Raw genomic sequence first — 26,620 nt, forward strand, 5'->3', positions numbered from 1 at the left:
GTGCGGTAGAATCTCCACATGCTCAAAGACATCGTGGACGTGCTCGCGGACCCAGTAGACCTTTCCCCGTTACGCGGCGAGGACGACTTTCGGCGCCTCGTCTCGGACACGGGGCATTCTTATGACGTGGCCAAGCAAGGCTACGTCACCCTTACCAGTGGTAAGGGCTTAAACCACGAGGGCGATTCACTCGAGATGGTCAATTCCCGCGAGGCGTTTCTCTCCCAGGGACACTTCGCTCCCTTCGTTGAGGCAGTGACCGAGCACGTGCAGGACGTGCTCGAGCACAGCGCCCCGCTGGCGTCGGAGCCCACCGTCCTTGAGGTCGGCGCGGGTACCGGCTACTACTTGTCGCACACGCTCGACAGCGTTGTCGGAGCGCGCGGCGTGGGCTTGGACATCTCCGTTCCGGCGGCGAAGCACCTGGCCAAGTCGCACTCGCGCGTCGGCGCGATTGTCGCGGATGTCTGGGCCGGCTTGCCGGTGCGCGACGAGAGCATCCACGCGATTACCGACGTCTTCGCGCCCCGCAACCCGAAAGAGTTCGCCCGCGTCCTCGCCCCAGGCGGGGAAGTGGTCGTCCTGCTGGCCCACCAGGGACATTTGGACGAGCTGCGCGAGCCGCTCGGCATCCTTGGCGTCGAGGCCGGCAAGTTAGAGCGGATGCTGGAACAGGCGGACGGCCACCTCGAGCTGGCCGCCGACCCACAGCTGATCGAGTTCCCGATGTGCCTTGAGCGCGACGCGATTGCAGCGCAGGTGGGCATGAGCCCTTCGGCGCGCCACATCGAGGCCGCGGTGCTCCAAGAGCGCGTGGCTACCTTGCCCGAGCGCTTAGAGGTTTCCGCACGCGGGCAGCTGGTCCGCCTGCGTAAGGCCTAGCGGGCGCTCGGGAAGCCGCGGCGCCACTCGTTGAAGATCTCCGCCTCGCCCGTGGCGCGCGAGCGGATACCGGTGTAGCCGTTTGCGGACCAGATGCGCGAAGCGGTCACCACGCTGCCGCCGCCGGCGAAGACCTCGAGGGTGGAGCCGTCGACGATGATGGTGATGTTGTCTTCGTCGTCTTCGTTCACCTTGGCCTCGACCGGATCTCCGTCCAGGCGATCCACGGTGAGCGTTTCGCCGTTGTGGGTGATCACCGCGACAGGGTCCCCGTTGCCATCGAGCACGTCGGCCACCACCGTTGAGCCGACCGGGATATCGCACAGCCCGGTCCACATCAGCGCGTGGCGAGAAGACTGCACCGCTTCCGGCAGGCCGGGGGCGGGCACCTGGTAGAGCACGCCGTGCTGCAGCGTGGCGCGGCGCGGCAGGGTCAGTGCCTGTGCCCAGCCCTCCGACTCCCAGTTCGGCTCCGTGGTGGGGTCGATATTGCGTCCCGCCTTCGCCATGAACCCGAAGAAGTAGGTGCGCTCGAAACGGTCCTGCGCGTTGGAGGGCTCCAGGGTGTAGGTGGAGTTGCGCGGCCGGGTGAAGTCGTGGCCGTAGTCCAGCGGCGCCGCCGGGGTCGTCACGTTGAACACGTTGCCTTCTAGCGTGCCGACGAGGTAGACCGCAGTATCGCGGTCGTCGCCCTCGATGGTGAGGAAGAGGACATCGTAGATGGCGTTATCCACTTCGTCGCGCAAGCGGGTCAGACGCGGGGCGACCAGCCGGCTTCCTGCGTCGAGGCCGGACTCGCCCTCGAAGGTCAGCGCGCCCTCCACCTGCCACGATTGCCCGTCGGAGGAGGAAAGTACCACCGGCTGAGGCTCCTCGGTAGGGCCGGTGACCGCAAGCATGATCCAGCCGACGTGGGTCGCGCCGAGGTCGGCGCACTCGCGCCAATCACGCATGACGCACGGAGAGCGGAAGCTCGTAAACTCCTCGTCATCTTGGACTACGGTGCCGAGGCGTTTGATGCTTGCGGCTGGCAGTAGCCTGCCGTCCTCGGCCTCGTCGAGGTCTTCGGAGAGCGCCCCGAGATCGTCAGCGTGCGCGCGCTGGATGGTGTTGCCCGCAGCCGTGTTGGAGGTGAAGTAGAGGTCGATCGCCTCGGTTCCTGCCGCGCCGACACCGGAATCCTCGGAGGCAACGACAGAACCAGCGCGCACGTTGAGCTCGCCGCCTACCGGGACGACCGCGTCGTTGCACTCGAACCAGCTAAACGGGTCGTCCTCGCTTACCTCGTGGCCCCACGCGCTCGCCGCATCTGGCTCGAGCTTGTACTGGTAGAACATGTGCCACTCGCGGTTGTCCCTGTCGCCGGCGCGGATCACGCCCGCGGGCCCTTCGAGGATGCCGGTTTCTGCGGTGACGTGCAGTTCAGGTCTGTAAACGCTCATTCTTAGTGTAAGTTCCTCACGGATCTAATCGACGATGTACGTTGCTCGCTACAGCAGCGTCTTGTACACGTCCACGGTTTCCTGCGCGATGGTAGCCCAAGAGAATTTCTCACGAGCGCGGGCAAGCCCCGCCGCCCCCATGCGCTGGGACAGTGCGGTATCACCCGCGACCTTGTTCACGGCTTCGGCGAGGTCTCGTTCGAAGGTTGCTGGGTCGTCTTCTGCGTAGTCGACCAACACCCCGGTCTCGCCGTCGACGACCACCTCCGGGATGCCGCCCACGCGGGAGGCCACCACGGCGGTCTCGCAGGCCATCGCCTCCAGGTTGACGATACCCAGTGGCTCGTAGATGGAGGGGCAGACGAACACGTCGGCGGCAGCATAGACCTCGCGGATCTTCTCTGCCGGCAGCATGTCCTTGACCCAGAAGATGCCTTCGCGCTCTGCGCTCAGCTTGTCCACCAACGCCTCCGTCTCCGCCGCGATCTCGGGAGTATCCGGGGCACCGGCGCAGAGGATGAGCTGAATGTCCTGGTCAAAGTGCTGGGCTGCCTTGAGCAGGTGGGGCACGCCCTTCTGGCGCGTGATGCGGCCGACGAAGGCGGCGATCGGCTTGTTCGGATCCACCCCGAGCTCCTCGAGGATGGGAGTCTCGCACGGGTACCAGTGCTCCGGGTCGATCCCGTTGAGTACCACGTGCACCTTGTCCGGCTCGATGCGCGGGTACGCGCGCAGAATCGCGTCCTTCATACCCGAGGACACAGCGATGACAGCATCCGCGTACTCCATGGCGTTCTTCTCGCTCCAGGAAGAGACGTTGTACCCGCCGCCGAGCTGCTCACGCTTCCACGGCCGATCCGGCTCGAGCGAGTGCGCGGTCACCACGTGCGGGATCTCGTGCAGCTGCCCGGCAAGGTGCCCACCGAGGCCCGCGTACCAAGTGTGGGAGTGCACGACATCCAAGCCGGCAGCGGCGTTGGCCATGCGCAGCCCAGTCGACAGTGTCTTGATTGCGCCGTTGGCGTTTTCCAACTCGGGGTCGACTCCGTGCACGAAGACGCCGTCCATGTCGCGCGGTGCACCCATGCAGTGCACGTCGACGTCGACAAGCTTGCGCATGAACCTCGTTAACTCAGTGACGTGGACGCCGGCACCACCGTAGACCTCCGGCGGATACTCTCTGGTCATCATTCCGACTCTCATATGCCCCGAGGATAGTGACGATTCTGAAATGCTGCACCGAACCTGGGCGACTAACCCCGAAGTGGTGAAAAAGTCCACATGGCCGGGAGAACCACTGCACGGTTCGGGCATTTTCAATACGCTTGAGAAGTGTGAGAAGCCAGCCAAGAGTTCTAGCCATTGTCCTTGCGGGCGGCGAAGGGAAGCGACTGTTCCCGCTGACTGCCGACCGCGCGAAACCCGCCGTGCCTTTCGGCGGCAACTACCGACTGATCGATTTTGTACTGTCCAACCTGGTCAACGCGGGGTACATGCGCATTGCCGTGCTGACGCAGTACAAGTCGCACTCCCTTGACCGCCACGTGGCCACCGCGTGGAATGTCTCCGGGCCGACGCCGCAGTACATTGCTTCCGTGCCTGCCCAGCAGCGCCGCGGCAAGCGTTGGTACAACGGTTCGGCCGACGCGATCGTGCAGTCGTTGAACCTGATCTACGACGACAAGCCGGATTACGTCCTGGTCTTCGGCGCGGACCACGTCTACCGCATGGATCCCTCGCAGATGGTCGAAGACCACATCAAGTCCGGCAAGGCGGCAACCGTCGCCGGGATCCGCGTGCCGCGTGCCGAGGCGACCGCCTTCGGCTGCATCCAGTCGGACCCGGACGGCACGATTACCGAGTTTTTGGAAAAGCCGGCCGACCCGCCGGGGACCCCGGACGACCCGGAGATGACCTTCGCCTCCATGGGCAACTACGTCTTTTCCACCGAGGCGCTTGTCCAAGCGCTGTTGGAGGACGAGCAGAACGAGGATTCTGCGCACGACATGGGCGGCGACATCATCCCGTACTTCGTCAACAAGGGCGAGGCGAATGTGTACGACTTCTCTGAAAACCACGTGCCTGGCGCCACTGAGCGCGACAAGGGCTACTGGCGCGACGTCGGTACCATCGACTCCTTCTACGAGGCGCACATGGACCTCATCTCCTCGCACCCGGTGTTCAACCTCTACAACAGCTCCTGGCCGATCCACTCCACGGAGGACGGCAACCTGCCGCCGGCCAAGTTTGTCATGGGCGGCATCGCGCAGGAGTCCATCGTGGCCTCCGGCTCCATTGTCTCCGGTGCCACCGTGCGCAACTCCGTGCTCTCCACCGACGTGCGAGTAGAAGAGGGCGCCACTGTCGAAGGCTCCGTGCTTCTGCCTGGCGTGCGAGTTGGCAAGGGCGCGGTCGTGCGCCACTGCATCTTGGACAAGAACGTCTACGTCTCCGACGGGGAGCTGATCGGCGTGGACAAGCAGCGCGACAGCGAACGCTTCCGCGTCTCCGACAACGGCGTCGTAGTCGTGGGCAAGAACGAAGTGATCTAGCGCTTCGTCAACAGCGTCAAGCCCCCATCGAGGGGCAGGCGCGTGACCACGCCGTTGTGCTCGGCGGCGAAGTCACCCACGTAGTCGTCCGCCTCGCGCGCGGCTGCGGTTTCGCGGTCGCGACGGGTGGCGTCGGCAAGCGTGCCATCGAGCAGCGAGCCGGCGAGCATCAGCGTGCCGCCGGGGGCGAGCAGTGGCCACGCGGCGCGGATCATTGGTTCGAGCTCTACTGGCGCGACATCCGCGTAGATAAGCTGGTAGGCGCTCTTGGCCAGCCTGCCCATCACGTCGAGTGGGCGCGCGGTGAGGAAGCGCACGCGGGACGCCGAATACCCACCGGCGCGCAGCGCTTGTTTGGTACCGGACTGCAACGCGGCCTCCGGTTCGATGCACGTGAGCGTCGCCTTGTCCGGCAAACCACGGAGCATGCTCAGCCCCACCACGCCTGCCGCCGGGGTCACCGCCACCGCGCCGTGCGGGACGCCATCGCGCGAACCGGTCGCAGCGAAGCTGGTGAGCAGCGCACAGACGGTCGCGGAGGGGGCTGCCACGCCGTTTTCTTCCGCCTCGGTGCGCGCGAAGCGCAGGCCCTCGGCGAAAGGTTCCGGTGCGAGCGCGTCGGCTGCGGCGCGCTTGTTGGCATAGGCGATCATTTGGGAAAAAGCTGTCTCACTCACACCGCACATCATAGCCGGGCCGCGCAGGCGGCGGCAGGGTGTACCCACGAAAAGGCCCGGCTATCTGCTTGCCGTGGCCTAGGCGAATCTGCCACAATGGATTGGTGACTTCTTCCGACCTCACACGCCAGCCCGCCGCCGCCCACCAGGAATCGGACGTGCCAAAAACCTCTGGCACGGCGGCCTTTGATGCAGGATTGGCTGGGATGCCGAGCTGGTCGGAACTGGTTGAGGAACACGCGGACAGCGTGTACCGCCTGGCGTACCGGCTCTCGGGCAACCAGCACGACGCGGAAGACCTGACCCAAGAGACATTCATGCGTGTGTTCCGCAGCCTCAAGCATTACAAGCCGGGCACCTTCGAAGGCTGGCTGCACCGCATCACCACCAACCTCTTTTTGGATATGGTGCGCCACCGCGCCACCATCAGGATGGAGGCGCTGCCCGAGGATTACGAGCGCGTCCCCGGCACCGACATGACGCCCGAGCAGGCCTACACGGTGTCGAACCTCGACCCGGCGTTGCAGCACGCGCTCGACGAGCTGAGCCCAGATTTTCGCGTCGCGGTGGTCCTGTGTGACGTCGTGGGGATGACCTATGAGGAGATCGCCGACACGCTGGGCGTGAAGATGGGGACGGTGCGCTCGCGCATTCACCGCGGCCGGATGCAGCTGCGGGAATCGCTTCAGCGCCAGGCAAAGCACGACGACGCAGCCCACGAGCTCATCCGGACGCGCTAGCAGCGTGGTCAGTTCGGCGCGTAAGCTGGTGCCGTCGATAAGGATCCCTTTGGGCACGAGAGGAGTGCGGGCAACGGTGCACAAACGCTTTTCTTCCACCGAGCACCTCAGCCCGGAGGCGGTTGCCGCGTTTACCGACGGCGAGCTGAGCAACACCGCGATGCGCAGAGCACGCGTGCACCTCGCGCAGTGCCCGGAGTGCTGGGCCGAGGTGCTTGCACAGCGCCGCACCGCGCAACGCGTACGCGGTTGCAACGACGAGGAGTTGCACGCGCCGCCATCCCTGGTGGAGCGGCTCACGCAGTTGCGTCACGAGGACGCGAGGGAGAGCGAGGCTCGCGATGGGCAGGCCGCGGCGGCACAGAGTGGGGTGCTGGATAAGATGGAAACGGTGTTTCGCACCCTAACGCGGCGCGGGGAGAAGGAGTAAGGCAGTGTTTTCCAACATCGGTTGGGGCGAGATCTTCTTCATCATTGTCTTGGGCCTGATTATCATCGGCCCCGAGCGCCTGCCGGGCGTGCTGGAAGACGTCCGGGCGGCGATTTATGCGGCGCGCAAGGCCATCACCAATGCGAAAGCTGAGCTCAACGGCGAGCTCGGTGAGTTCGAGGAGTTCCGGCAGCCCATGGAGACGGTGTCCAAATACGCCGCCATGGGGCCGAAGCGCGCGATTTCGCAGATGCTTTTCGACGGCGACGAGCACCCCTTCGACGACATCGACCCGCGCACCGCGCTCAACGAGAGCCCACAGGCCCGGACTCCGAAGCCGCCGGTGAAGCGCAACCCCGACGGCTCACGCAAGCAGGAACCGCCGGCCGCCGGAGGAGGGTTCTCCTGGGCCGACATCACCTAGCGCGCGGAGTTACTTCACCTGCGGGTTGAGGCTCTTACCTGCAAGGGAGTCGCGGCGCACCTTGAGCTTGGCGGCGACGTCCGCGATGGCGCGTGCGGCGGGGGAGTCCGGCTGCGAAAGCACGACCGGCGTTCCTTCGTCGCCATTTTCCCGCAGCTTCGGGTCCAGGGGGATGGAGCCGAGGAGCGGGACCTCGTCGTCGGTGAGTGCGGTGAGCCGCTCGGCGACGTGCTCACCGCCGCCCTCGCCGAAAATGTGCATGGTGGAGCCGTCCGGCATGACCATGCCCGCCATATTTTCGATGACGCCGGCGATTGGCTGGTTCGTCTGCTGAGAGATGGTGCCCGCGCGCTCGGCGACTTCCGCGGCCGCGGCCTGCGGGGTAGTCACGATGAGCAGCTCCGCGTTGGGCACGAGCTGCGCAACGGTAATCGCCACGTCGCCGGTGCCCGGGGGCAGGTCCATAAAGAGCACGTCGAGGTCGCCCCAGTACACGTCGGCGAGGAACTGCTGGATCGCGCGGGTGAGCATCGGCCCGCGCCACACGATCGGGGCGTTGCCCTCGACGAACTGACCGACGGAAATGTGGCGCACGTTGTGGGCGATCGGCGGCATGAGCATCTCGTCGACCACGGTCGGCCCCTGGTCCTGCGAGCCCATGAGCCCGGGGATGGAGTGGCCGTAGATGTCGGCGTCGACAATGCCCACGGACAGCCCCTGCGCCGCGAGCGCGGTAGCCAGGTTGACCGTCATCGAGCTCTTACCGACGCCGCCTTTACCCGAGGCGACGGCAAAGACGCGGGTGCGCGTGTCCGGGTCAGCGAAGGGGATCACCGGGCCAGTTTGCTCGCCACGCAGCTTTTGGGCGAGCTCGCGGCGCTGTTCGTCGCTCATCGTGTGCAGGGTGACATCGACGCGGCCGACGCCGTCGAGCTCCTCGAGCACCGCGCGCGTGTTGGACTCGATAGTGTCCCGCATGGGGCAGCCGGCGATGGTGAGGTAGACCCCGACGGCGACGTCGGCACCGTCAATAGCCACGGACTCAACCATGCCGAGCTCGGTAATTGGTTTGCCAATTTCCGGGTCTTCGACGCGCGCGAGCGCCTCGTAGACAGCGGTTTCTGTAATCGGAGAAGAAGCAGTCATAACAGCCCCAAGTATAAGTTGTGCGTGGCGAAGAACCCACCTTGCCCCATTGCAGCCTTGCGCGCAGTACAATGAGGGTTTTGCACCCACCTGATTTGTCGCAACGCACGGGCAACACCCCGTAGAAAGTGAGCGTGACGCATGGCAACGCCGAATCCCCGCCAGCTGCCGACCCGTGAAATCCCTACCGGCTGGCCAGTCGGAAGTTTCCGCACGTACGCGGAGGCCCAAAGCGCCGTCGATGCGCTGTCGGATGCGGAGTTTCCCGTGGAAAAACTCACCATCGTCGGCGTCGACCTCATGCAGGTGGAGAAGATCACTGGGCGGTTGACGTGGCCGCGCGTCCTCGGCGGCGGGGCGCTGTCCGGGATGTGGTTCGGTCTGTTTATCGGCCTGCTGCTCGGGGTCTTTTCTCCCGGCGAGGCGACCTGGTCGATTCTGTTCATGTCGCTGCTCATCGGTGCGATCTTTGGGCTGATTTCTGCGGCAGCGGCCTACGGGTTTACCGGGGGCAAGCGTGATTTCTCCTCGGCGACCAACATCGTGGCTGGCCGCTACGACGTGCTCGCCGAGCAGGACGTGGCGATGCGTGCGCGAGACATGATCGCTGCCCACCCGGCGGATCCGAATGCCCAGCCGGAGGAGCGCGGACTCTAAACTAAGACAGGCAACCCAAGGCGGAAAGGAAGGTGTGCCGCGATGCGTGAGGCGCTGCGCCGAACGACGGCGATGCTGGTGACAGTGGCGGGTGCGCTGAGCCTCACCGGCTGCGCAGCCAGCGAGAAGTTCGCCACCTTTGGCGTGCTCCAAAATGACGGCGAGGAAACGCTCGCCATCGGCGTGAACCCGGAGGACGCGGAGCAATTGGTCGTCGGCGAGATCTACAGCCAGGTGTTCGCCGCCTACGGACGCCCCGTCGGGATGGCGGCGAACACCAGCTTCGAGCAGAGCAGCGCCTTGGACGCGCTGCGCGAGGGCGAAATCGACCTCGTGGTCAGCTGTACTGGCAAACTGCTGTACGACTTCGACCGCGCCACGGCTAAGACGTACATCGGTGAGGAAGAGGAAGCTGCCACCGCCCCGAATGCGCAGCGGGCTGATGAGGTCTACGCGTCGCTTGTGGCGACCTTCCCGCACGACATCCGTACGGTCGACCCTTCGCCAGCCCAGGGGTGTGCGGACAGTGAGGCGGCGGAGGTCGGCCTGCCGCAGAACCTCGTGCCCCTGTTGAAAGAGGGCAAACTGAGCCGCCGCGAAATCAAGCGCCTGAACTTCATTACCCGCGTGATGGCCACCGACGATATCGCGGAGATGGCCGAACGCGTCGATAATGGCGAAGGTGTGCGTGACGTGACCAAGGAATGGCTCATGGAGTACGCCGGCATCAACCCCGACAATCCGCGGTCGCAGAATGACAGCGATGCGGAAGGGGCGGAGGCACCGGTCTAAGACTTCGGCGGCGCGCGAAGAAAAGAGGACCGGCCCCGGGAATCGAAGAGTTCCCGGGGCCGGTTTTTCGTGGGCGTTTTGCTCGCCTACTTTTCGCCTACTTTTCGAAGGCTTCCTCGAGCAGCGCCTTCTCCTCCTGCTGGTGCACCTTTGCCACACCGGTAGCGGTGGTGGACTGGGAGCGGCGGGAGACGCGGACCATCTCCGGCATGTCCGGGATCAGGTTGCGCAGGTGCTCGTTGTAGAACGGCCATGCGCCCTGGTTGGCCGGCTCGTCCTGCACCCAGCGAATCTGCTTTGCGTTCGGGTAGTTCGCAAACGCGTCGCGCAGGCGGTTGAAGGGGATCGGGTGGAGCATCTCGACGCGGATGATTGCCACGTCGTCGCGGCCGTCCTTCTCACGCTTCTTCTCCAGGTCCCAGTAGATCTTGCCGGAGCACAGCATGATCGTGGTGACCTTGTCAGTGTCGGCGATCTTCTTGTTGCCGCGCTCGACGAACTTCGGGTCGTCGATGACGGACTGGAAGCGGTCCACCTCGATGAAGTCGGCCGGCTGGGATACGGCTGCCTTGTTGCGCAGCATGGACTTCGGGCTGAAGACCACCAGCGGACGCTTCATCTCGCCGAGCGCCTGGCGGCGCAGCAGGTGGAAGTGGTTCGCCGGGGTGGACGGCTGGGCGACGGTCATGGAGCCCTCTGCGACGAGCTGCAGGTAGCGCTCGATACGTGCCGAGGAGTGGTCCGGGCCCTGGCCCTCGTAGCCGTGGGGGAGCAGCAGCGTCAGCGACGACAGCTCGCCCCACTTGGTCTCGCCGGAGGAAACGTACTCGTCGATGATGGTCTGCGCACCGTTGGCAAAGTCACCGAACTGTGCCTCCCAGGCCACCATGGCGTCCTTGTTGCCCAGGGTGTAGCCGTACTCAAAGCCCATGCCCGCGAACTCGGTGAGCGCGGAGTTGAAGACCTCGAAGCGGCCGCCGTTGCCGGCCTCGATCGCGTTGTGATCGAGCGGGTTGTAGGCTTCGCCGTTATCCGGGTTGTACAGGACCGCGTGGCGCTGGGTGAAGGTGCCGCGCTGGGAGTCCTCGCCGGCGAGGCGGACGAACTTGCCTGCCTCGGCCAGGGAGCCGAAGGCGAGCAGTTCGCCCCAGCCCCAGTCGATGTCGCCGTCGGTAAACGAGCCACCGCGCTTCTTCATCACGGACTTCAGGCGCTTGTTCGCAGCAAAGTCCTCCGGCAGGTTCTGGAAGGCTTCGGCGAGGCGCTTAAACGTGTCCTCGCTAATCGACGTATCCAGGCCGCGCGTGAGCTCCTGCGAGTCGGTGATACCGGTCTGCTCGCTCGGCTTGCCCTCGCTCTCCTTCACGTCGGTGAACACGGAGTCCAGCTGGTCGTGGAAGTCCTGTGCGGCCTTCTCTGCGTCCTCGGCGGTGATGTCGCCGCGGCCGATGAGGTCCTTGGTATAGCGGGTACGCACCGAATCGTGGCTGTGGATGCGGTCGTACATCACCGGCTGGGTTACCGTCGGGTCGTCGGCTTCGTTGTGACCGCGCAGGCGGTAGCAGATGAGGTCGATGAAGACGTCCTTGCCGAACTCGCGGCGGTACTCGGTGGCCAGCTGTGCCACCCATGCGGCAGCCTCCGGGTCGTCGCCGTTGACGTGGAAGACCGGGCAGTCGAAGCCCTTGGCCAGGTCGGTGGCGTAGTAGGAGGAGCGGCCGGAGTCCGGGGTGGTGGTGAAGCCGATCTGGTTGTTCACCACGATGTGGACGGTGCCGCCGACGGAGTAGCCCGGCAGGCGGGACAGGTTCAGGGTCTCCTGGACCACGCCGAGGCCAGCGAAGGAGGCGTCGCCGTGCAGCATGATCGGCACGACCGGGTTGTCCTCGCGGACGCCGGCTTCCTTGAGCAGGTCCGCCTTGGCGCGAGCCATACCCACCAGGACCGGGTCGACGGCCTCGAGGTGGGAGGGGTTGGCGGCCAGGGAGACCTTGATCTCGCCGTCGCCGAACATCTGGATGTGCTGGCCTTCGAAGCCGAGGTGGTACTTCACGTCGCCGGAGCCGCCCTGCTGGGCGGACTGCACGTTGCCCTCAAACTCGTTGAAGATGGTAGCGACCGGCTTACCCACGATGTTGAACAGGACGTTGAGGCGGCCGCGGTGCGGCATGCCGATGACGACCTCGTCGAGGCCCTGGCCCGCAGCGGTGTCGATCACTGCGTCCATGAGCGGGATGAGGGTCTCTGCGCCCTCGAGCGAGAAGCGCTTCTGGCCCAGGTACTTGGTCTGCAGGAAGTTCTCGAAGGCCTCGGCGGCGTTGAGCTTCTGCAGGATGTACTTCTGCTCCGCGCTCGTCGGCTTCGGCATACCGATCTCGAGGCGGTCGCGGAGCCACTCGCGCTCGTCGCGGTCCATCACGTGGGTGAACTCGGCGCCGACGTGCAGGGTGTAGGCGGCGCGCAGACGCGACATGACCTCGCGCAGCGTCATGGTTTCCTTACCACCGAAACCGCCGACGTGGAAGGTGCGGTCCAGGTCCCAGATGGTCAGGCCGTGGGACTCGAGCAGCAGGTCACGCGAGTCCGGTACCGGCAGGCCCGGCTGGTGCCAGCGCAGCGGGTTGGTATCCGCAATGAGGTGGCCACGGGAGCGGTACGCCTGGATGAGCTGCATGACGCGGGTGTCCTTGTTGACACCAGAGTTCGGCAGGTCCTGTGCCCAGCGCATCGGGGAGTAGGGGATGTCGAGGGCGGTGAAGATCTCGTCCCAGAACTTGTCGTCGATAAGCAGCTGGGAGATGTCGCGCAAAAACTCGCCGGACTCCGCGCCCTGGATCACGCGGTGGTCGTAGGTGGAGGTCAGGGTGACCAGCTTGCCCACGCCGAGCTCGGCGAGGCGGTCCTCGGACGCGCCGGCGAACTCGGCCGGGTAGTCCATGGCGCCGACGCCGATGATGGTGCCCTGGCCCTTGGTCAGGCGCGGGATGGAGTGGCGGGTGCCGATGCCGCCCGGGTTGGTCAGCTGGATGGTCACGCCGGAGAAGTCGTCCATGGTCAGCTTGCCGTCGCGGGCGCGCTTCACAATGTCTTCGTAGGCGTCAATGAACTCGTTGAAGGCGAGCTTCTCGGTCTCCTTGATCGCGGCCACAACGAGGGAGCGGGAGCCGTCCTTGCCCGGCAGGTCAATGGCCAGACCGAGGTTGACGTGCTCCGGCTGTACAGCGAAGGACTTCTTGCCATCCTCCTTGTAGTTCTTGTTCATGTCCGGGTGCAGCTTGGTGGCCTGGACAATCGCGTAGCCGATGATGTGGGTAAAGGAGATCTTCCCGCCGCGGGTGCGCTTGAGGTGGTCGTTGATCAGCGAGCGGTTCTCAAACATCAGCTTGACCGGCATGTCGCGCACGGTGGTGGCGGTGGGAACCTCGAGCGACTCGTTCATGTTCTTGGCGATCGCCTTGAACGCGCCCTTGAGCTGGTATTCACCCGGTTCCACAGTGACGCCGTTGATGCCGTCGAGCGGCGACTTCTTCGGCTTCGGCAGCGCAGACGTCTGCTTGTTGGAGGTGGCCTTCGCCTTCTTCGCGGCGCTGTCGACCTGGGTTTCGCGGCCGTCCTGGCTCGGCGCGCCAGTGGTGGCGGCGACCTTTGCATTGGTCTTCGGCGCGGAAGCGGCAGTGTCCTTGCCGGCCTTGCCAGCTGTGCCTGCACCTTGTGCAGAACGGGGGCTGCCCTTGGCTTCAAAGAATTTGCGCCACTCCGCGTCTACGGAATTTGGGTCCTCCTGGTACTGCTGGAACATCTCGTCAACCAGCCAATCATTCTGGCCGAACGTGTTATCGCTGCTCACGGCAGGTCCTCGCCTCTTTCTGTCGGGTACGATCTCGAGTGTTTTCTAGACTGTAATTCTCTTGGTTAGCAGAGCGTTAAATCTCTACTGCATTCTTCCACGACACTACTGTTGCCTACCCCCGATCTCGGTTAATTGCCCACATTTGGGCATATTTTCCTTCCGATTTCACGAGGGTTTCGTGTGTCCCGGCCTCTATGATACGTCCTCCATCGATCACGATGACTCGGTCGGCCCGTTTTGCGGTGAGCAACCGGTGCGCCACGATGATCGAGGTCCGCCCCGCCGTCGCGCGCCCCGCGGCATCCAGCACCGCGTGTTCGGTCGCCGGGTCGAGAGTGGCGGTGGCTTCGTCGAGAAGCACGACGTCCGGGCGCAGCATCTCGGCCCGTGCCAGGGCGATGATTTGCCGCTGCCCGGAGCTTAAGCCCCGCCCGCGCTCACCGACGGGCGCGTGAAACCCGCCGGGGATCGCAGCGATCACGTCCAAGGCCCCAAGCCTGCGCACGGCGTCTTCGATTTCTTTTTCGCGTGCGCCTCGGTCGCCGCCGACGTCCCAGCCGTAGGCGATGTTGTCGGCGACGGTGCCGGGGAAGAGGTAGGACTCCTGCGGCACCTGCGCCAGCGCGCGCCGCCAGCTCGGCAGCGGGAAGTCCGCGATGTCGGTGCCGCTGGCGGAAATCCGGCCCGCCGTCGGGTCGTAGAAGCGCGCCAGCAGCTTGACCACGGTGGACTTGCCCGCGCCGGTTGGCCCCACCAGGGCGACCGTTTCGCCCGGTTGGATGGCAAGGTCCATGTCCTCGATGACGAGGCGCGGGTGCGAATGCTTCTCGACGCCACCGTAACCAAAGCTCACCCGCTCCAGCGCCAGCACGCCACGGGCGGCCTCGGCGGCACCCGGGTTGGTGCCGTGGTCGGGGACGGTGGTGCGCTCGTCGAGAAGCTGGGTGATCCGCTCGAAGCTCACGGTCGCCTGCTGCCAGGAGTCGAAGATCTGGCCCAGCTGCTGGATCGGCCCGTAGAGCTGGCTTAAGTACATGGTGAAGGCGACGAGCACGCCGACAGACAAGTCGCCGGCGGCCACGCGGTGCGCGCCCACGCCGACGACCGCGGCTGTCATAATCTGCGAGATGGCCTGCATTCCGGGGAAATAGGCGGCGAGCAGGCCGACCGAGCGCATGCGCAGCCGCTGGTAGTGCAGCGAGGCGCGCGCAAAGGCTGCCTCCGCGCGGGCCTCGGCGTTATACATCTGCGTGACGCGGATGCCGCCGATGAGTTCTGCGAACTCGCCGTTGACCGCGGAAATTTGCGTGCGGGCCGCGCGGAAGAAGCGGCGCGAGAGGCGGCGGAAGACGAACGTGGCCACCGCGATGACCGGCACCGCGCTGAGCGCGGTGAGCGTGAGCTGGTCGTCGGTCGCCAACAGCATGGCCGAGACGCCCACCAGGCTGCCGACCGCCACGATCGCCTGCGCCAGGCCCGTCTGCAAAAAGCTGGACAGCGTATCGATGTCGGTGGTCAGTCGCGTGATGATGCGCCCGGAAAGGTGCCGCTCGAAATAGCTCAAGCCCAGCTGCTGCAGGTGCGCGTACGAGCGCAGCCGCAGCCCGTAGAGTAGGCGCTCGCCGCTGCGCGCCGACAGTACCGTTAGCCAGGCGTTCGCGCCCCACGCCACACACACCACGCCGAGGGCGGCGCCGGCGATGGTAAACAGGGCGCGCGGATCGGCTGGGGCAATGCCGTTGTCGATGGACGCGCGGATCAAGGTGGGAAAGGCGAGATCCGCCAGCACCCCGATCACAAGCAGTACGACCGTCGCCGCGATCAGGCCGCGGACCGCGCGAAATAGCTGCGAGACCTTGAACTCGTTGCCCGCACCGGTCGGCGTGCGCAGGCGCGCGAGTGTGTCCTCATCGAGCCCGGGGGTCTCCCGCGCAGGGGGCAGCTTCTCGACGTTCGCGAGCACCTCCGCATCCGCCACCACCGCGTGCGGACCAGCGTGCGCCACGACGCGCCGCGTCGGTGCCGCGACCTCCGGCCACAGCTTGTCGTGCGTCGGCTCTCCGGCCGGTGCCGCGTCCTTTGCTTCTCCGGGTGCCATGAGGCGTGTGTAGGCTTCGGTGGCCACGACCTCCTCGCGCGTTCCCTCGGCGGTGACGGTGCCGGCGTCGAGGACAAGGACATGGTCGGCGTGGTCGACCGTGGACTGCCGGTGCGCGATGGCCACGACGGCGACCCCGTCGAGTTTGGTGCGGAGATTGTGCAGGATGTGTGCTTCGGTTGTGGCATCGATGGCGCTGGTGGCGTCGTCAAGCACGAGCACCTCGGGGCGCGAGATGAGCGCCCGGGCGAGCGCGATGCGTTGTCGTTGCCCACCGGACAGGGTCAGGCCCCGCTCGCCGACGGTGGTGTCGTAGCCGTTTTCGAGCTGCTCGATGAACTCGGTCGCGCACGCGAGCCGGGCCGCCTCATGGACGGCGCGCTGCAGGTCCGCGCCGCGGAGTGCGGCGGGTGCGCCGAGCGCGATGTTGTCGAAGACGGAGCTGGAAAACAGGAAGGCGTCGTCGAAGACGCAGGTGACCTTGCTGCGAATCTCGCTGGGGGAGAGGTCGGCGTAGTCGGTGGGGTGGCTGTTGGCGTCGAGAAGCAGGCAGCGGCCCGCATCCGGGCGATAGAAACCGCCGGCGAGCTGCACCGCCATAGTCTTGCCTGCGCCGGGCGGTCCGACGACCGCCAGTGTCTCACCCGGTGTGACGCGGAAGCTTACACCGCGCAGCACCGTGTTGCCGCCGGTGGCGAAGCGGACGCGGTCGAAGGCGAGCCCCACGGGCCCAGCCGGCGCACGGCCGCGGGTGGGAGCGGCGTCCGGGGCGAGCGCGAGGACTTGGTCGAGGCGGCCGAAACTGCTCATGCCCATCTGGAGGCGCACGTATTGGTTGGTCAGCATGGACATCGACGAGGTCAACGACGTCAGGTATGCAGTAAACGCCACAAATACGCCGATGGTGATGCCGCCGCGGATCACAATGAGCCCCGCCGCGACAATCGTGATCACCAGCGCCACGTTCGGCAGCTGGGTGAGCAGTGGCTGGAAGCGCGCCGACAGCTTCGCGGCCCGCATCTTCACCGCATACAGTTCGCGGCCCAAGCCATCAAGCGTGTCGACGCCACGCTGCTCCCCACCAAACGCCTTGACCACCCGCACCCCGGAGATGGTTTCTTCCACGTGCTCCGCCAAGTCCGCGGTGGCCTGCTGATTGACCCACGTCGCCGCGTAGAGCGCTTTGCGCGAGCGATTCGCCTCCCACAGAATCAGCGGCAACAGGCACAGCGCCATCGCGGTGAGCGAAAGATCCATGGTGCACATCACCACGAGCGTGCCGACCAGCTGCATCGCGCGGGTAAAAAACATCGGCGTTTGCCCCAGCACCATCGCATAGAGGTTCAAATCTGAAATCGAGCGCGAGACGATCTGCCCGGTCACGATGTCGTCTTGGCCGTTGCCGTCTAAGCGGTGCAGGGTGCGCAGCAGTTCCAGGCGCAACCAGTGCTGCGAGGTTGCCGCAAGCCTGCCGGAAGCGTAGCGGCGCAATGCCCCGAGCGCGTAGGTGACCAGCGCGATGCCCACCATCGCCCACGCCGTGGCAGTGATGGAACCCTCGGCGTTGCCGGTGGCGATATCCACCGCGCGCCCCGTCAGTGCCGGAAGCACCACCTGCAGCCCCGCGGCGAGCGCGGCAGCGGCGAAGGCGAGCGCCGTGGCGGCGCGGTTGGCAGCAAAAGAGCGGCGCAGCAGCTGCACACCGCGTTTCGGGGCGGGGGTGTCGTGCATGGGGCTAGTGTTTGGTGGCTTCTACCGCGGCGTCGATGTTGGCGCGCTCCGTGTCATCGTCATCCTTGCGGTCGAAGAGGTTGCGGATCCACCGGGCGTAGGACTTCGGATCGAGGCTCAAGCCTGCCGTCTCCTTCTCTTCCTTGTCGCGCGGAGGCAGTGGGGCGGCAAAGGCATCCGGGAGCAGGGCAAGCGAGTTCGAGACGCGGGAGATGATCGCGTCGGCGAGCTTGCGGTTCGCTGTCGTACCTGCGATCGCGCCGAGTCCGAGCGGCAGCATCTTGCCAATCCAGGCGCGGCGCATCCGCTTGCGCACCGTCTTCATCGTCTTCATCGCGGTGCGGGCCAGCATGCCGTTGGCCTCCGCCAGGCCGGGACCGGCAAAGCGGCTCAGCGTGGAGCGCGAGGGCAGTCGCGTCGCGTTTTCACCGACGAAAGTATCCACGACAGCGAGGCCTTCTGCGTCTGCGAGCACGGTGAGCACCATCGCGCGACGCTGCTCGGGGTCCTCCGGGTCATCCCCGCGCAGGTACGCCGACGCCACGGTGTAGAAGGCTGCAAGATCCAAGAACAGGACCGACTCACCGGCCACCGCAGCCGAGCCGGTAACCAGGCCTACACCGGGTACGGCTGCCGCCGCACCAACGCCGGCGCCGGTGGCGGAAACGGTATTGCGGAAGTGCGCGTCCATGCGTTCCTGCACCTGCGCCGGGGTGGCGCTTTCATCCTGGCGACGCAGCCAATCGACGTAGGCGCGGATCGTGCTGGTCTGCAGCTGGACGGCCTTTTCCACCGCGCTGATAAACGCGCGCCCGATCGGCCCGGAGGCCTGCTTAAGCTCCGCCAAGTCCGTCGGCGCAGCAGTGCCCTCTCCGCGGTCCTCTCCGCGTGCGGGCGCGTCCTTCTTGCGGCGTGAAAACAATCCCATATACCTCTCCTTCAAGCATGACTTCTGCTCCATTTTGCAACATTGGGCGGCGACGGGGGAGGCGGGGCGCATTGATGCGCGTGCTCGCTTACTGTGGGGTGCTATGGAGACCACGGAGGAGCCAATCGCTGTCACCACGGCAGGCCGGGTGCGTGGCGTGGTGGATCCCCGCACCGGCGTGCGCACGTTCCGTGGCGTGCCCTACGGTGCCACCACCGGCGGCGAGGGGCGCTTCCGCGCGCCCAAACCTGTCGCACCCTGGTCCGGGACCCGTGATGCCACAGCGTATGCCCCGCCCGCAATGCAGGGCTTCTTCGGCTGGACCGACAACGTCATCGGCACCGAGGACTGTCTCACCCTCGACATCGTGCGCCCCAATACCGACGAGGAACTGCCCGTGGTGGTGTACTTCCACGGCGGGACCTTCGTCACGGGCTCGAGCCACGAAAAAGTCCTGCAAGGACACTTCCTGGCCAACACCACCGACGTGGTCTACATCTCCGTGAATTTCCGCCTCGGCGTGTTCGGCTACCTCGATTTCCGCAGCCTCGGCGGCGATTGCGTGGCCAACCCAGCCCTCCTCGACCAAATCCTTGCCCTGCGGTGGGTACACGACAACGCGGCGAATTTCGGCGGCGACGCCGGACGCGTGACCATCATGGGCGAGTCCGCAGGCGGCGCTGGCGTTATCCACCTCATGTGCGCACCGGCAGCGCGCGGTTTGTTCCACCGCGCGATCGCGCAGTCGCCGCCGGTGGCAAGCGTGCACTCGCGTGTCCAAGCCGAGATGTGGGTCCGCAAACTGCTGCGCGGCATGGGGCTGCCGCCGAGCACCGGGCTGGCAGAGCTGCGCGCCGCCGACGCCGAAGCGCTCGTGCGGGTGGGGCAGTCCATGCTGCTCAACCGCAAAGAAATCGTCCAATTCAACACCAGCTTTATGCCGACTGTCGACGGCATCACGCTCCCCGCGCACCCAATCGACGTCTTCCAACAAGGCGAGCAGGCGGCTGTGCCGCTGATCATCGGCACGAACTCGGACGAGGCGAGCTTTGCCAAAGCGCTCTACCAAACCAACAAGTCGCGGTTGAAGGCCGCGCGCCGGGCACTCGGCGTCTACGACCCGGCTCACGCAGACGCGGTGCTGGCCACCTACGACCACGTGGACGGGCGCCGCAAGTTCGCGGCGCTCATCGCCGACGCGGTCTTTTGGGCGCCGTCAGTCATGCTGGCCACCGAGCACCGACGCAAAGCCCCAACCTGGATGTACCGCTTTGAATACGCCTCGGCCACGATGCGGCGGCTCGGCCTGGGGGCGATGCACACCTCGGAGCTAACTGCCGTCTTCGGGGACGCGCGCGCGACCCGCGCAGCCAAACTCGACCCGTTCCCGCAGCGCGCAGACTTTGATGAGGTCAGCGCCGCCATGCAATACCACTGGGGGTCCTTTTTCCATAACGCCCACCCTGGGGAGAAGTGGCCGATCTACGGCTTCCGCAGCGACACCGAACCAGGTCGCGCTACCGCGGTGTTCGCGGCGTCCTCTTATGTGGAATACGACCCGAAGGCGGCGCAGCGTCGCGCTTGGGAGGGCTTTGACATGCGCGAATGGGGCATGCACCGGCAGGATCTGGTGGATTCGTTTACGCAGGGGCTTGCGCAGGACGGGCCGGTGTAAGCGGAAGTGCTGACGTGGCGCGGGTTTCCTCGCTAGGCTAGGGCAGGCCTGGACTGGAGAGTGGAAGGAAACCGCCGCCATGAGCTTTTTCGAAGACATTGCAACCAGCCTTGACCGTGAGGGAATCGAGTCCCGCGTCCACGACGAGACGATGTTCGTACCGATCACGTCCGAAGTGGAAATCCAGTTTGTTGAGATCGATCCGCTACTGCCTGCCGCTAACGTCTACATCGCCGCCGCGGACGTCGACGAAGACGACGAGGAGTTCGAGGCCGCGCTGGTTTCGGTGGTGTTCTCGGTGGAAAGCGCGGTGGCGACAGTCGCCGAGCACATGGCCACCGACCAGGTCATCACGGTGCTGCGCGACCTGCTCGAAGGCACCGACGAGCGCATCGAGGACCTCGAGTTTTACCCTGATCGGCTGAACAACCAGCTCGTGCGCGCGGAAGTCGGCGAAAGCGCGGAGCTGCAGGTCCACGTCGAGGTCGTTGACGCTACGGCGACGGCCGCGGTCACCTTCATCGCGCTTTCCGACAACTACGACGACCTGATGGACGACGCAATCGGCGAACTGTGGGAGTCCGACGGCGACGCCGAGCTGACCGAGGAGGACCGCCTGCGCCTGTTCGAGACCGTCCACAGCGAGGCCGTGTCTGAAGCAGAGGTGCTCGAGTTGGGCACGTTTACCGACGTCGATCGGCTCTTCGACGTCCTGTCGCTCGCCGCCGACCAGGCCGAAGAATGGGAAGGCCAGCTGTTGCCGCTCGAGGACGAGGACGACGAGCTCGACATCTACGACATCTTTGGTCTCGATGACGGTGACGACACCGACGACACCGAAGACACCGAAGACTAGCTACGCTGCGGTGAGCCCCTCGAACATCGAGGGCGGGGAGGCAACCGGGGCGAAATCACCATCGGCGAGCCACACGTAGTTGGCAGTGCGCGGCGAGGGGAGCTCGTGGATTGCGTCAACCGCGTCGCGCGGGACGAGCGCACGCACCCAGGCTTCGGCGAGGCGCCGGTCGGTGGGCAGTCCGGAGGGGTCCGAGATGCGGACCTCGATGAGGAAGGCGGGGACGCGAGTCTCGCCGAAGCCACGGATGCGGGCTTGCGCGCGGGGGCCGACTCTGCGGCGGGTAATTGCGATGTTGAGCTCGGCGCCGTGGGCGAGGCGGGGGAGTCGCTTTGTTGGTGGGCGCCAGGTCGCGCTTTCGCGGGCGAGCGAGCGCGGGTGATGGATGATACCGCGGAGGCGGTCGACGCACTCGGGCTCGGTGACGTGGATGTGCTCGGCGAGCGCGGCTGGCGTGTGGCTGACGGGGGCGGGTGTGCTGTGCGTGAAGTTCATCATGGTTGGCACTCTAAAGGCCGGGCCGAACACAGCCGCCACGCATTCGAACGGGTGTGTTAATGTGCTGGTGGCGTGTCCGGAAGCGAGAGGTGAGTGCCTTGAAGAAGCGGTGACGCGCTACGCTACTCGCGATGAGCAAACCCACCCCACGACTTTCGGCAACCCCCGCACCGCGGATTCCCCGCACAATCTGGGTGCTGGTGGGGGCTGCGTTCATGATCGCGCTTGGCTACGGCTTCATCGCACCGATCTTGCCGCAGTTCACGGCGAGCTTCGGCGTGTCCATGGCGGCTGCGGGCGCGGTGGTCTCTGTCTTCGCCGCGGCCCGACTTATCGGCGCTCCCGGGGCAGGTTGGCTGGTGGACAAGCTCGGCTCGCGCCCCATCTACATCACCGGCTTAAGCGTGGTCGCGGTCGCGACCTTCTTCGTCGCCTTCGCAACCGCCTATTGGCAGATTTTCGCGCTGCGCTTTCTCGCCGGCTTCGGCTCGACCATGTTCACGCTCTCGGCGCAGGCGCTCATTGTGCGGGTGACGCATCCGTCGATCCGCGGGCGCGCCAACGCCGTCTACGCTTCGGCGTTCTTGCTCGGCAATATTATTGGGCCGGTGATCGGCGCGGCGCTGTCGTTTCTGGGCTTTCGCATCCCCTTCGCCGTGTACGGCCTGATGGTGGGCGCTGCCGCGCTGTTCGTCTGGGCGGCGACGCGCGACCCGCAGGGCAGGGCACAGCTACCGCCGCCGCTGTCGCCGATGCAGCTTTCCAGCGCGCTGCGCATGCCGACCTACCGGGCACTGTTGTCTTCGGCGTTCACGCACGGCTGGGTCAACTTCGGCACCCGCGTGTCCGTTCTCCCGCTGTTCGCCGCCGCCTTCTTTACTAACGGCGGTGCCGCCGCGGGCTTCGCGCTCACCGCCTTTGCCCTGGGCACTGCGGTCACGCTGCAGTTCTCCGGCCGGCTCGCGGATAAGCACGGGCGCAAACCGCTGATCGTCGCCGGGCTCGCCGCCACGGCGCTGTTTACCGGGTCGATGGGGCTGGCCACCTCTGTGGTGCCGCTGCTGGTGCTCTCCGTGCTCGCGGGAGTGGGCAGTGGGCTCATCGGTCCGGCGCAGCAGGCGTCGTTGGCGGATATCATCGGCAACGATCGTTCGGGCGGTAAGGTGCTGTCGACCTTCCAGATGGCGCAGGACGCGGGCCAGATCTTCGCGCCCATCGTGGTCGGGCTGCTCGCCCAGGCCTTCGGGTTCGGGGTGGCGTTTGTGGCGTGCGCGGGGATAGCGGTGGCGTCGATAAGCATTTGGCTTGGCTGCGGCAAGGAAACGAAAAGGAGCTAAACCATGAGAGTCGTGCTGGACTGCGATCCCGGGATCGACGACGCATTCGCGCTGGTCTACCTCACTGCGGCGCACCACGCGGGCGAGATTGAGCTCGACTGTGTGACCACTACCGCGGGCAACGTGGATGCGGTGCAGTGCGCGCAAAACGCGGCTTGGATTCTCACGCAGTGCAACCTGCCCGCCGTTCCGCTGGCCGCGGGCGAGGCGCAGCCGCTCGAGCTGGCGCTGACCACCACTCCCGAGACCCACGGCGAGTATGGGCTGGGTTACGCGCACGCCCCGGCGCGGCACGTCGCCAGCGACTGGGACATGCTCTGGTGCGACGCCATCGAGCGCGGCACTGAGGACCTCCACCTCATCGTCACCGGGCCGCTGACCAACCTCGCCACCTTCGCGCGCCGCTACCCGCGCCACTTTGCGCGCCTGCGCCACATCACCGTGATGGGCGGGGCCGTGAACTATCCGGGCAACACCACCCCGACCGCCGAGTGGAACTTTTGGGTCGACCCGCACGCCGCCGCAGAGGTCTTCGCGCGTACGCCCGTGCCGATCACCCTGTGCTCGCTGGGGGTGACCGAGCAGCTCGTGCTCGACCCGCCGCGCCTCGAGCGGCTGGTGGAAGCGCTGGGCGACACCCCCGTCGCCGCAGTGCTGTCCGAGATCACGCGCTTCTACTTCGAGTTCCACGAAGACGTCGGCGAGGGCTACTGCGCGCAGCTGCACGACCTGCTTACCGTGCTCATCGCGCTCGGCCGCATCGAGGTTTCGGCCCTCGATGCCACCGTCGACGTCGAAGCGTCTAGCGAGCTCATGCGCGGCACCGTCGCCGCCGACCTGCGCGGCATGTGGGAGCGCGAGCCCAACGCGCGCGTGGTCACCGCCGCAGCCATCGAGCGCGCCTGGCCGCTTATCGACGCCGCGTGCACCCTCCACGCCCGCTTCACCGCCGGCGACGCAGACCTCAAAGCCGCCTACCACTTAAAGGCCGAGGAGTAACTGCTAGACTTTCGCGCGGAAAGCTTCGCCGAGGTGACATAGGCGGGGGTTTAGGCCTACTTTAGGGAGCCTTTGATGTCACACCCTGTTTCTGCCTCCGACTGGACGCCCGCGCGCCGCGCGCTCGTCGCCGCGGGGGCCCTCGTCATCGCCGCGACGTGGATCTACCTCGTGCTGGTGCGTCCAACCGACTGGGAAAGTGTCGGCGGCGCGACCGAAGCCACGCTCACCCTTGCCGGCTACGGCATCGGCACGGCCCTGCTGCTGGTCGCCACGGTGCCGATGCTGCCGGCTCGCACGCTTGGGCTGATTCCGCTGGCGATCATCATCAACTCTGTTGTCGGCGAGATCGTCGGCTCGATCGGCCTGCCTTTGTACCTGGATTGCATCGGCACCGTGCTGGTCGCGGCACTCGCCGGGCCGGTGGCGGGGCTGACCACCGGCGCGCTGAACAATGTGGTGTGGGGCCTGCTCAACCCGGCCGCGCTGCCCTTTGCCGCGGGCGCGGCGCTGATCGGCTACCTTGCTGGCGTGTGCATCCACCGCTTCAACGCGCTGTCGTCCATCGTCCGCGTCGTCGGCTTCGGCATCGTGTTGGGCCTGGTCGGCGGCATGGTCGCCGCACCCGTCGCCGCGTTTGTCTACGGCGGGACCGCGGGCGTGGGCACCGGCGCGCTCGTCTCGCTCTTCCGCGAAATGGGCGGCTCACTTATCGCCTCGGTGACGACGCAGGCCTTCCTCTCCGACCCGGTGGACAAAGTCATCGTGATGGTGGTGGCCTACCTGACCGTCAAGGCGTTGCCGCAGCGCACCTTGCGCGCCTTCGCTCCGCGTCATGCGCACGCCGATTAACCCGCTGACCGCGCTTGTGGTCGGCGTGTGCGGGTGGATCCTCGTCTTCGGGCTGAACAGCGCGGCGGCTAGCGCCGCGATTGTGGTCATCGCGTGCGCACTCGGCGTGTGGCGCACACGCAACGCCTCGGTACCCGCGGCGGTACTCGCGCTCGCGGTGCCGGTCGGCCTATCGATGCTGCTCATCCACACCCCCTACGGCACGCGACGCATCGCGCCGCTGCTCACCGTGGACGGGCTGGCCACTGGGGGAGCGCTCGCCCTACGCTTTTGCGCGTTGATGGCCTGCATGATCGCGGCCGTGGCGTGGGTGCGCATCCCGGACCTGGTCAAGGCCGTCCAGGTCCTGCCCGGCGGTAACAAGCTCGCCTACTTGACCGGTGCCACCCTGCAGCTCGTCCCGCAGGGCCACGCCCAGGTGCAAACGGTGCGCGACGCCCAAGCGCTCAAACGCACCCCAATCACCGCCCGCAACGCGATCACGCACTTGGTGCTGCCGGTGCTCACGGCGCTGCTCACGCATGGGTCCGCGCGCGGGGCAGCGCTGGAGACAGCCGGCTACGACCTGCCCGGGGCCCGCACCGTCTTGCGTCCCGTGCCGGATTCGCATCTGCAGCGCGCCGTGCGCTGGGTGCTGCCGGTGGTGTGCCTGGGGGTGGCGCTGTGGATCTGACGCAGCTCGCCCGCTTGCTTGAAACCCACGACCGCGTCCAGATCATCGGCCCATCCGGATCCGGCCTGACCCGACTCACCGAACACATCCACGAGCACTGGCCACACGCCGGCGTCGTCGGCCAAGACGCCAGCGCGCACGTGACCTACTTGCGCGACACGGTTATCGAGGAGGTCGCGGTCGGGCTCGAACAGCGCGGCGTCGCGCGCGCCGAGATGCAGGCCCGCTGCGAGCGGATCCTGCGCCGCGTCGGCCTTACCCACCTCGCCGAGCGCAACCCGGCCACGCTTTCCGGCGGCGAGACCCGTCGCCTCGCCATCGCCACGGTCGCCGTCCTCGAGCCCGAGCTGTTGGTGCTGGACTTGCCGTTCGCGGGGTTGGATGTGGCGTCGGCAAGCATGGTGCTCGAGCTGCTCGCGCACTCGCGCGCGGTGATCACCGGCTACCAGCCGCGCGACATCGACGCCGTGAGCATCTCGCTTGCCGACGCCCCGCCCACCGCACTGCCCGCGCCCGTCGCCGCGGGCGAGCGCATCGAGCTGGGCGACGTCACCGCCGCCCGCTCCGCGCCGCGCCGCAAGTGGTGGCACTTCCGCGAACGGACCGGCGAGGGTTTCCGCGTCGGCCCGGTGCCGCTCGCCCCGCGCAGAGGCGGGGTGGTGTGGTTACGCGGCGCGAACGGTTCTGGCAAGACGACGCTGCTGCGTGCGCTCGCGGGCCTCGACGGGAACCCGGCGCGCATCGACGCCTCGCTCGCGCTGCAGCGCGCGGCCGACCAGGTCGTCGAGACCACAGTCGCCGAGTTTGCCGGCGGCGATTCGCAGACCCACCCGCTCGACTTGCCGCAAGCCGAGCTGCGGCTTGCCCAGCTGCGGCAAGTCTTTGAGCAAGGCCGCGAGCTCGTGCTTCTCGACGAACCCGACACCTCCCTCGACCCCCGCGGCCGCACCGCCGCACACGCGCAGATCGCCGCGGGGCTGCGCGCCGGGCAAGCGGTGATCCTGACCTGCCACGACGAGGGGTTCGTTGGCGAGGTCGCGGCGTACGCGGAGGTGGAATCGGTCGTGCTCGACGGGTAGTGCCTAACCCTTATTAGACGCATGTTCCGGCTCGTTGGTTCCGTTTCGGGCCGATATTGGGTTCATTCTCACAATTGCTTGTTTGCGCAGGTAAGCGTGGTTTACCCTCGGGTGCATGACAGATTTGGATGCACTCGCCATGTTCGACCGTTGCGGTTTCGACTTCGTTCACGCTGCGGCCGGATGCACGCCTGCGCAGTTGCAGGCACACGGCATCCAAAAAGACCGCGCAAAACAACTGCACGCCACCGCTTCCGTATTGTGCGGTGCGACCTCGCACACGAAATACCAGGCGCGCGCCG

The 26,620-nt window shown here is 66.3% G+C and carries 23 protein-coding genes; 15 read left to right on the forward strand and 8 right to left on the reverse strand.

All coding sequences use genetic code 11. The features are described 5' to 3' along the window. Positions 1-18: 18 nt before the first annotated feature. A complete protein-coding gene (locus M3G14_RS10900) occupies positions 19-882 on the forward strand; it encodes a methyltransferase domain-containing protein (RefSeq protein WP_259926555.1) in 864 nt (287 codons plus the stop codon). On the opposite strand, the gene M3G14_RS10905 is transcribed toward M3G14_RS10900, so the two are convergent. Both M3G14_RS10905 and glgA read right to left on the reverse strand, forming a co-directional pair. Next, positions 879-2,324 carry a GH32 C-terminal domain-containing protein gene (locus M3G14_RS10905; protein ID WP_259926556.1) on the reverse strand — a complete coding sequence of 482 codons (1,446 nt, stop codon included), beginning with the start codon at positions 2,322-2,324 and terminating at the stop codon, positions 879-881. The two genes, M3G14_RS10900 and M3G14_RS10905, sit on opposite strands and share 4 nt — an antisense overlap. A gap of 48 nt (positions 2,325-2,372) precedes the next feature. Beyond that, positions 2,373-3,527, reverse strand: a complete 1,155-nt coding sequence (gene glgA, locus M3G14_RS10910; RefSeq protein WP_259926557.1) for a glycogen synthase — start codon at positions 3,525-3,527, stop codon at positions 2,373-2,375. Between the two features lie 122 nt (positions 3,528-3,649). On the opposite strand from glgA, the gene glgC reads away from it, so the two are divergent. Then, positions 3,650-4,876, forward strand: coding sequence for a glucose-1-phosphate adenylyltransferase (gene glgC / locus M3G14_RS10915; RefSeq protein ID WP_259926558.1), 1,227 nt, complete (start codon positions 3,650-3,652; stop codon positions 4,874-4,876). On the opposite strand, the gene M3G14_RS10920 is transcribed toward glgC, so the two are convergent. Further along, positions 4,873-5,562 (reverse strand): O-methyltransferase, encoded by a 690-nt coding sequence (locus tag M3G14_RS10920; protein ID WP_396122262.1) that lies wholly within the window; start codon positions 5,560-5,562, stop codon positions 4,873-4,875. The genes glgC and M3G14_RS10920 overlap by 4 nt on opposite strands. Before the next feature lie 95 nt (positions 5,563-5,657). On the opposite strand from M3G14_RS10920, the gene sigE reads away from it, so the two are divergent. From sigE to tatB, 3 genes are all read left to right on the forward strand, one after another. Further along, positions 5,658-6,293 (forward strand): RNA polymerase sigma factor SigE, encoded by a 636-nt coding sequence (gene sigE / locus M3G14_RS10925; RefSeq protein WP_259926560.1) that lies wholly within the window; start codon positions 5,658-5,660, stop codon positions 6,291-6,293. A 76-nt stretch (positions 6,294-6,369) separates the two neighbouring features. Next, a complete protein-coding gene (locus M3G14_RS11660) occupies positions 6,370-6,723 on the forward strand; it encodes a zf-HC2 domain-containing protein (protein ID WP_311201374.1) in 354 nt (117 codons plus the stop codon). Between the two features lie 4 nt (positions 6,724-6,727). After that, positions 6,728-7,147, forward strand: coding sequence for a Sec-independent protein translocase protein TatB (gene tatB / locus M3G14_RS10935; RefSeq protein WP_259926561.1), 420 nt, complete (start codon positions 6,728-6,730; stop codon positions 7,145-7,147). A 9-nt stretch (positions 7,148-7,156) separates the two neighbouring features. Here the strand turns inward: tatB and M3G14_RS10940 are convergent, their stop codons facing one another. After that, complete coding sequence (locus M3G14_RS10940) at positions 7,157-8,293, reverse strand: Mrp/NBP35 family ATP-binding protein (RefSeq protein WP_259926562.1); 1,137 nt, start codon at positions 8,291-8,293, stop codon at positions 7,157-7,159. A gap of 141 nt (positions 8,294-8,434) precedes the next feature. Here M3G14_RS10940 and M3G14_RS10945 point away from each other — a divergent pair, with 141 nt between their 5' ends. Together M3G14_RS10945 and M3G14_RS10950 are read left to right on the forward strand one after the other, a co-directional pair. Continuing rightward, positions 8,435-8,950 carry a general stress protein gene (locus tag M3G14_RS10945; RefSeq protein ID WP_259926563.1) on the forward strand — a complete coding sequence of 172 codons (516 nt, stop codon included), beginning with the start codon at positions 8,435-8,437 and terminating at the stop codon, positions 8,948-8,950. A 42-nt stretch (positions 8,951-8,992) separates the two neighbouring features. Next, positions 8,993-9,742, forward strand: a complete 750-nt coding sequence (locus tag M3G14_RS10950) for a hypothetical protein (protein ID WP_259926564.1) — start codon at positions 8,993-8,995, stop codon at positions 9,740-9,742. A gap of 97 nt (positions 9,743-9,839) precedes the next feature. Here the strand turns inward: M3G14_RS10950 and M3G14_RS10955 are convergent, their stop codons facing one another. From M3G14_RS10955 to M3G14_RS10965, 3 genes are all read right to left on the reverse strand, one after another. Beyond that, the gene (locus M3G14_RS10955) at positions 9,840-13,589 is read right to left on the reverse strand and encodes a multifunctional oxoglutarate decarboxylase/oxoglutarate dehydrogenase thiamine pyrophosphate-binding subunit/dihydrolipoyllysine-residue succinyltransferase subunit (RefSeq protein WP_259926565.1); all 3,750 of its coding nucleotides are present in this window, start codon (positions 13,587-13,589) and stop codon (positions 9,840-9,842) included. Positions 13,590-13,704: 115 nt separating this feature from the next. Next, positions 13,705-17,421, reverse strand: coding sequence for an ABC transporter ATP-binding protein (locus M3G14_RS10960; protein WP_259926566.1), 3,717 nt, complete (start codon positions 17,419-17,421; stop codon positions 13,705-13,707). Positions 17,422-17,425: 4 nt separating this feature from the next. After that, positions 17,426-18,349 (reverse strand): hypothetical protein, encoded by a 924-nt coding sequence (locus M3G14_RS10965; protein ID WP_259926567.1) that lies wholly within the window; start codon positions 18,347-18,349, stop codon positions 17,426-17,428. 103 nt (positions 18,350-18,452) lie between these two features. On the opposite strand from M3G14_RS10965, the gene M3G14_RS10970 reads away from it, so the two are divergent. Further along, a complete protein-coding gene (locus M3G14_RS10970) occupies positions 18,453-20,024 on the forward strand; it encodes a carboxylesterase/lipase family protein (protein ID WP_259926568.1) in 1,572 nt (523 codons plus the stop codon). A gap of 79 nt (positions 20,025-20,103) precedes the next feature. After that, entirely contained in the window at positions 20,104-20,880 is a 777-nt protein-coding gene (locus M3G14_RS10975) for a hypothetical protein (RefSeq protein WP_259926569.1), read from the forward strand. Here the strand turns inward: M3G14_RS10975 and M3G14_RS10980 are convergent, their stop codons facing one another. After that, positions 20,881-21,378: a hypothetical protein gene (locus M3G14_RS10980; RefSeq protein WP_259926570.1), complete on the reverse strand. Its 498-nt coding sequence runs from the start codon at positions 21,376-21,378 to the stop codon at positions 20,881-20,883. Between the two features lie 131 nt (positions 21,379-21,509). On the opposite strand from M3G14_RS10980, the gene M3G14_RS10985 reads away from it, so the two are divergent. The 6 genes from M3G14_RS10985 to M3G14_RS11010 form a co-directional block, all read left to right on the forward strand. Then, on the forward strand, positions 21,510-22,715 hold the full coding sequence (locus M3G14_RS10985; protein WP_259926571.1) for an MFS transporter: 1,206 nt from the start codon (positions 21,510-21,512) through the stop codon (positions 22,713-22,715). A gap of 3 nt (positions 22,716-22,718) precedes the next feature. Further along, entirely contained in the window at positions 22,719-23,714 is a 996-nt protein-coding gene (locus tag M3G14_RS10990; protein ID WP_259926572.1) for a nucleoside hydrolase, read from the forward strand. Between the two features lie 75 nt (positions 23,715-23,789). After that, a complete protein-coding gene (locus tag M3G14_RS10995) occupies positions 23,790-24,566 on the forward strand; it encodes an ECF transporter S component (RefSeq protein WP_259926573.1) in 777 nt (258 codons plus the stop codon). Continuing rightward, complete coding sequence (locus M3G14_RS11000; RefSeq protein ID WP_259926574.1) at positions 24,550-25,239, forward strand: energy-coupling factor transporter transmembrane component T; 690 nt, start codon at positions 24,550-24,552, stop codon at positions 25,237-25,239. The genes M3G14_RS10995 and M3G14_RS11000 overlap by 17 nt, the downstream gene beginning before the upstream one ends. Next, positions 25,230-26,318, forward strand: a complete 1,089-nt coding sequence (locus M3G14_RS11005) for an ATP-binding cassette domain-containing protein (RefSeq protein ID WP_259926575.1) — start codon at positions 25,230-25,232, stop codon at positions 26,316-26,318. The genes M3G14_RS11000 and M3G14_RS11005 overlap by 10 nt, the downstream gene beginning before the upstream one ends. Positions 26,319-26,433: 115 nt before the next feature. Further along, on the forward strand, positions 26,434-26,620 hold a 187-nt coding region (locus M3G14_RS11010; RefSeq protein ID WP_259926576.1), incomplete at its 3' end, for a hypothetical protein.

Origin of the sequence: Corynebacterium sp. p3-SID1056 (assembly GCF_025152525.1) — a bacterium.
Lineage (GTDB): Bacteria > Actinomycetota > Actinomycetes > Mycobacteriales > Mycobacteriaceae > Corynebacterium.

Bases quoted from the DNA above. Each gene is read 5' to 3' on its own strand.
- M3G14_RS10900 (WP_259926555.1), top strand. From the start codon at position 19: ATGCTCAAAGACATCGTGGACGTGCTCGCGGACCCAGTAGACCTTTCC.
- M3G14_RS10905 (WP_259926556.1), bottom strand. From the start codon at position 2,324: ATGAGCGTTTACAGACCTGAACTGCACGTCACCGCAGAAACCGGCATC.
- glgA (WP_259926557.1), bottom strand. From the start codon at position 3,527: ATGAGAGTCGGAATGATGACCAGAGAGTATCCGCCGGAGGTCTACGGT.
- M3G14_RS10920 (WP_396122262.1), bottom strand. From the start codon at position 5,562: ATGTGCGGTGTGAGTGAGACAGCTTTTTCCCAAATGATCGCCTATGCC.
- M3G14_RS10940 (WP_259926562.1), bottom strand. From the start codon at position 8,293: ATGACTGCTTCTTCTCCGATTACAGAAACCGCTGTCTACGAGGCGCTC.
- M3G14_RS10945 (WP_259926563.1), top strand. From the start codon at position 8,435: ATGGCAACGCCGAATCCCCGCCAGCTGCCGACCCGTGAAATCCCTACC.
- M3G14_RS10950 (WP_259926564.1), top strand. From the start codon at position 8,993: ATGCGTGAGGCGCTGCGCCGAACGACGGCGATGCTGGTGACAGTGGCG.
- M3G14_RS10960 (WP_259926566.1), bottom strand. From the start codon at position 17,421: ATGCACGACACCCCCGCCCCGAAACGCGGTGTGCAGCTGCTGCGCCGC.
- M3G14_RS10965 (WP_259926567.1), bottom strand. From the start codon at position 18,349: ATGGGATTGTTTTCACGCCGCAAGAAGGACGCGCCCGCACGCGGAGAG.
- M3G14_RS10970 (WP_259926568.1), top strand. From the start codon at position 18,453: ATGGAGACCACGGAGGAGCCAATCGCTGTCACCACGGCAGGCCGGGTG.
- M3G14_RS10975 (WP_259926569.1), top strand. From the start codon at position 20,104: ATGAGCTTTTTCGAAGACATTGCAACCAGCCTTGACCGTGAGGGAATC.
- M3G14_RS10980 (WP_259926570.1), bottom strand. From the start codon at position 21,378: ATGATGAACTTCACGCACAGCACACCCGCCCCCGTCAGCCACACGCCA.
- M3G14_RS10985 (WP_259926571.1), top strand. From the start codon at position 21,510: ATGAGCAAACCCACCCCACGACTTTCGGCAACCCCCGCACCGCGGATT.
- M3G14_RS10990 (WP_259926572.1), top strand. From the start codon at position 22,719: ATGAGAGTCGTGCTGGACTGCGATCCCGGGATCGACGACGCATTCGCG.
- M3G14_RS10995 (WP_259926573.1), top strand. From the start codon at position 23,790: ATGTCACACCCTGTTTCTGCCTCCGACTGGACGCCCGCGCGCCGCGCG.
- M3G14_RS11000 (WP_259926574.1), top strand. From the start codon at position 24,550: ATGCGCACGCCGATTAACCCGCTGACCGCGCTTGTGGTCGGCGTGTGC.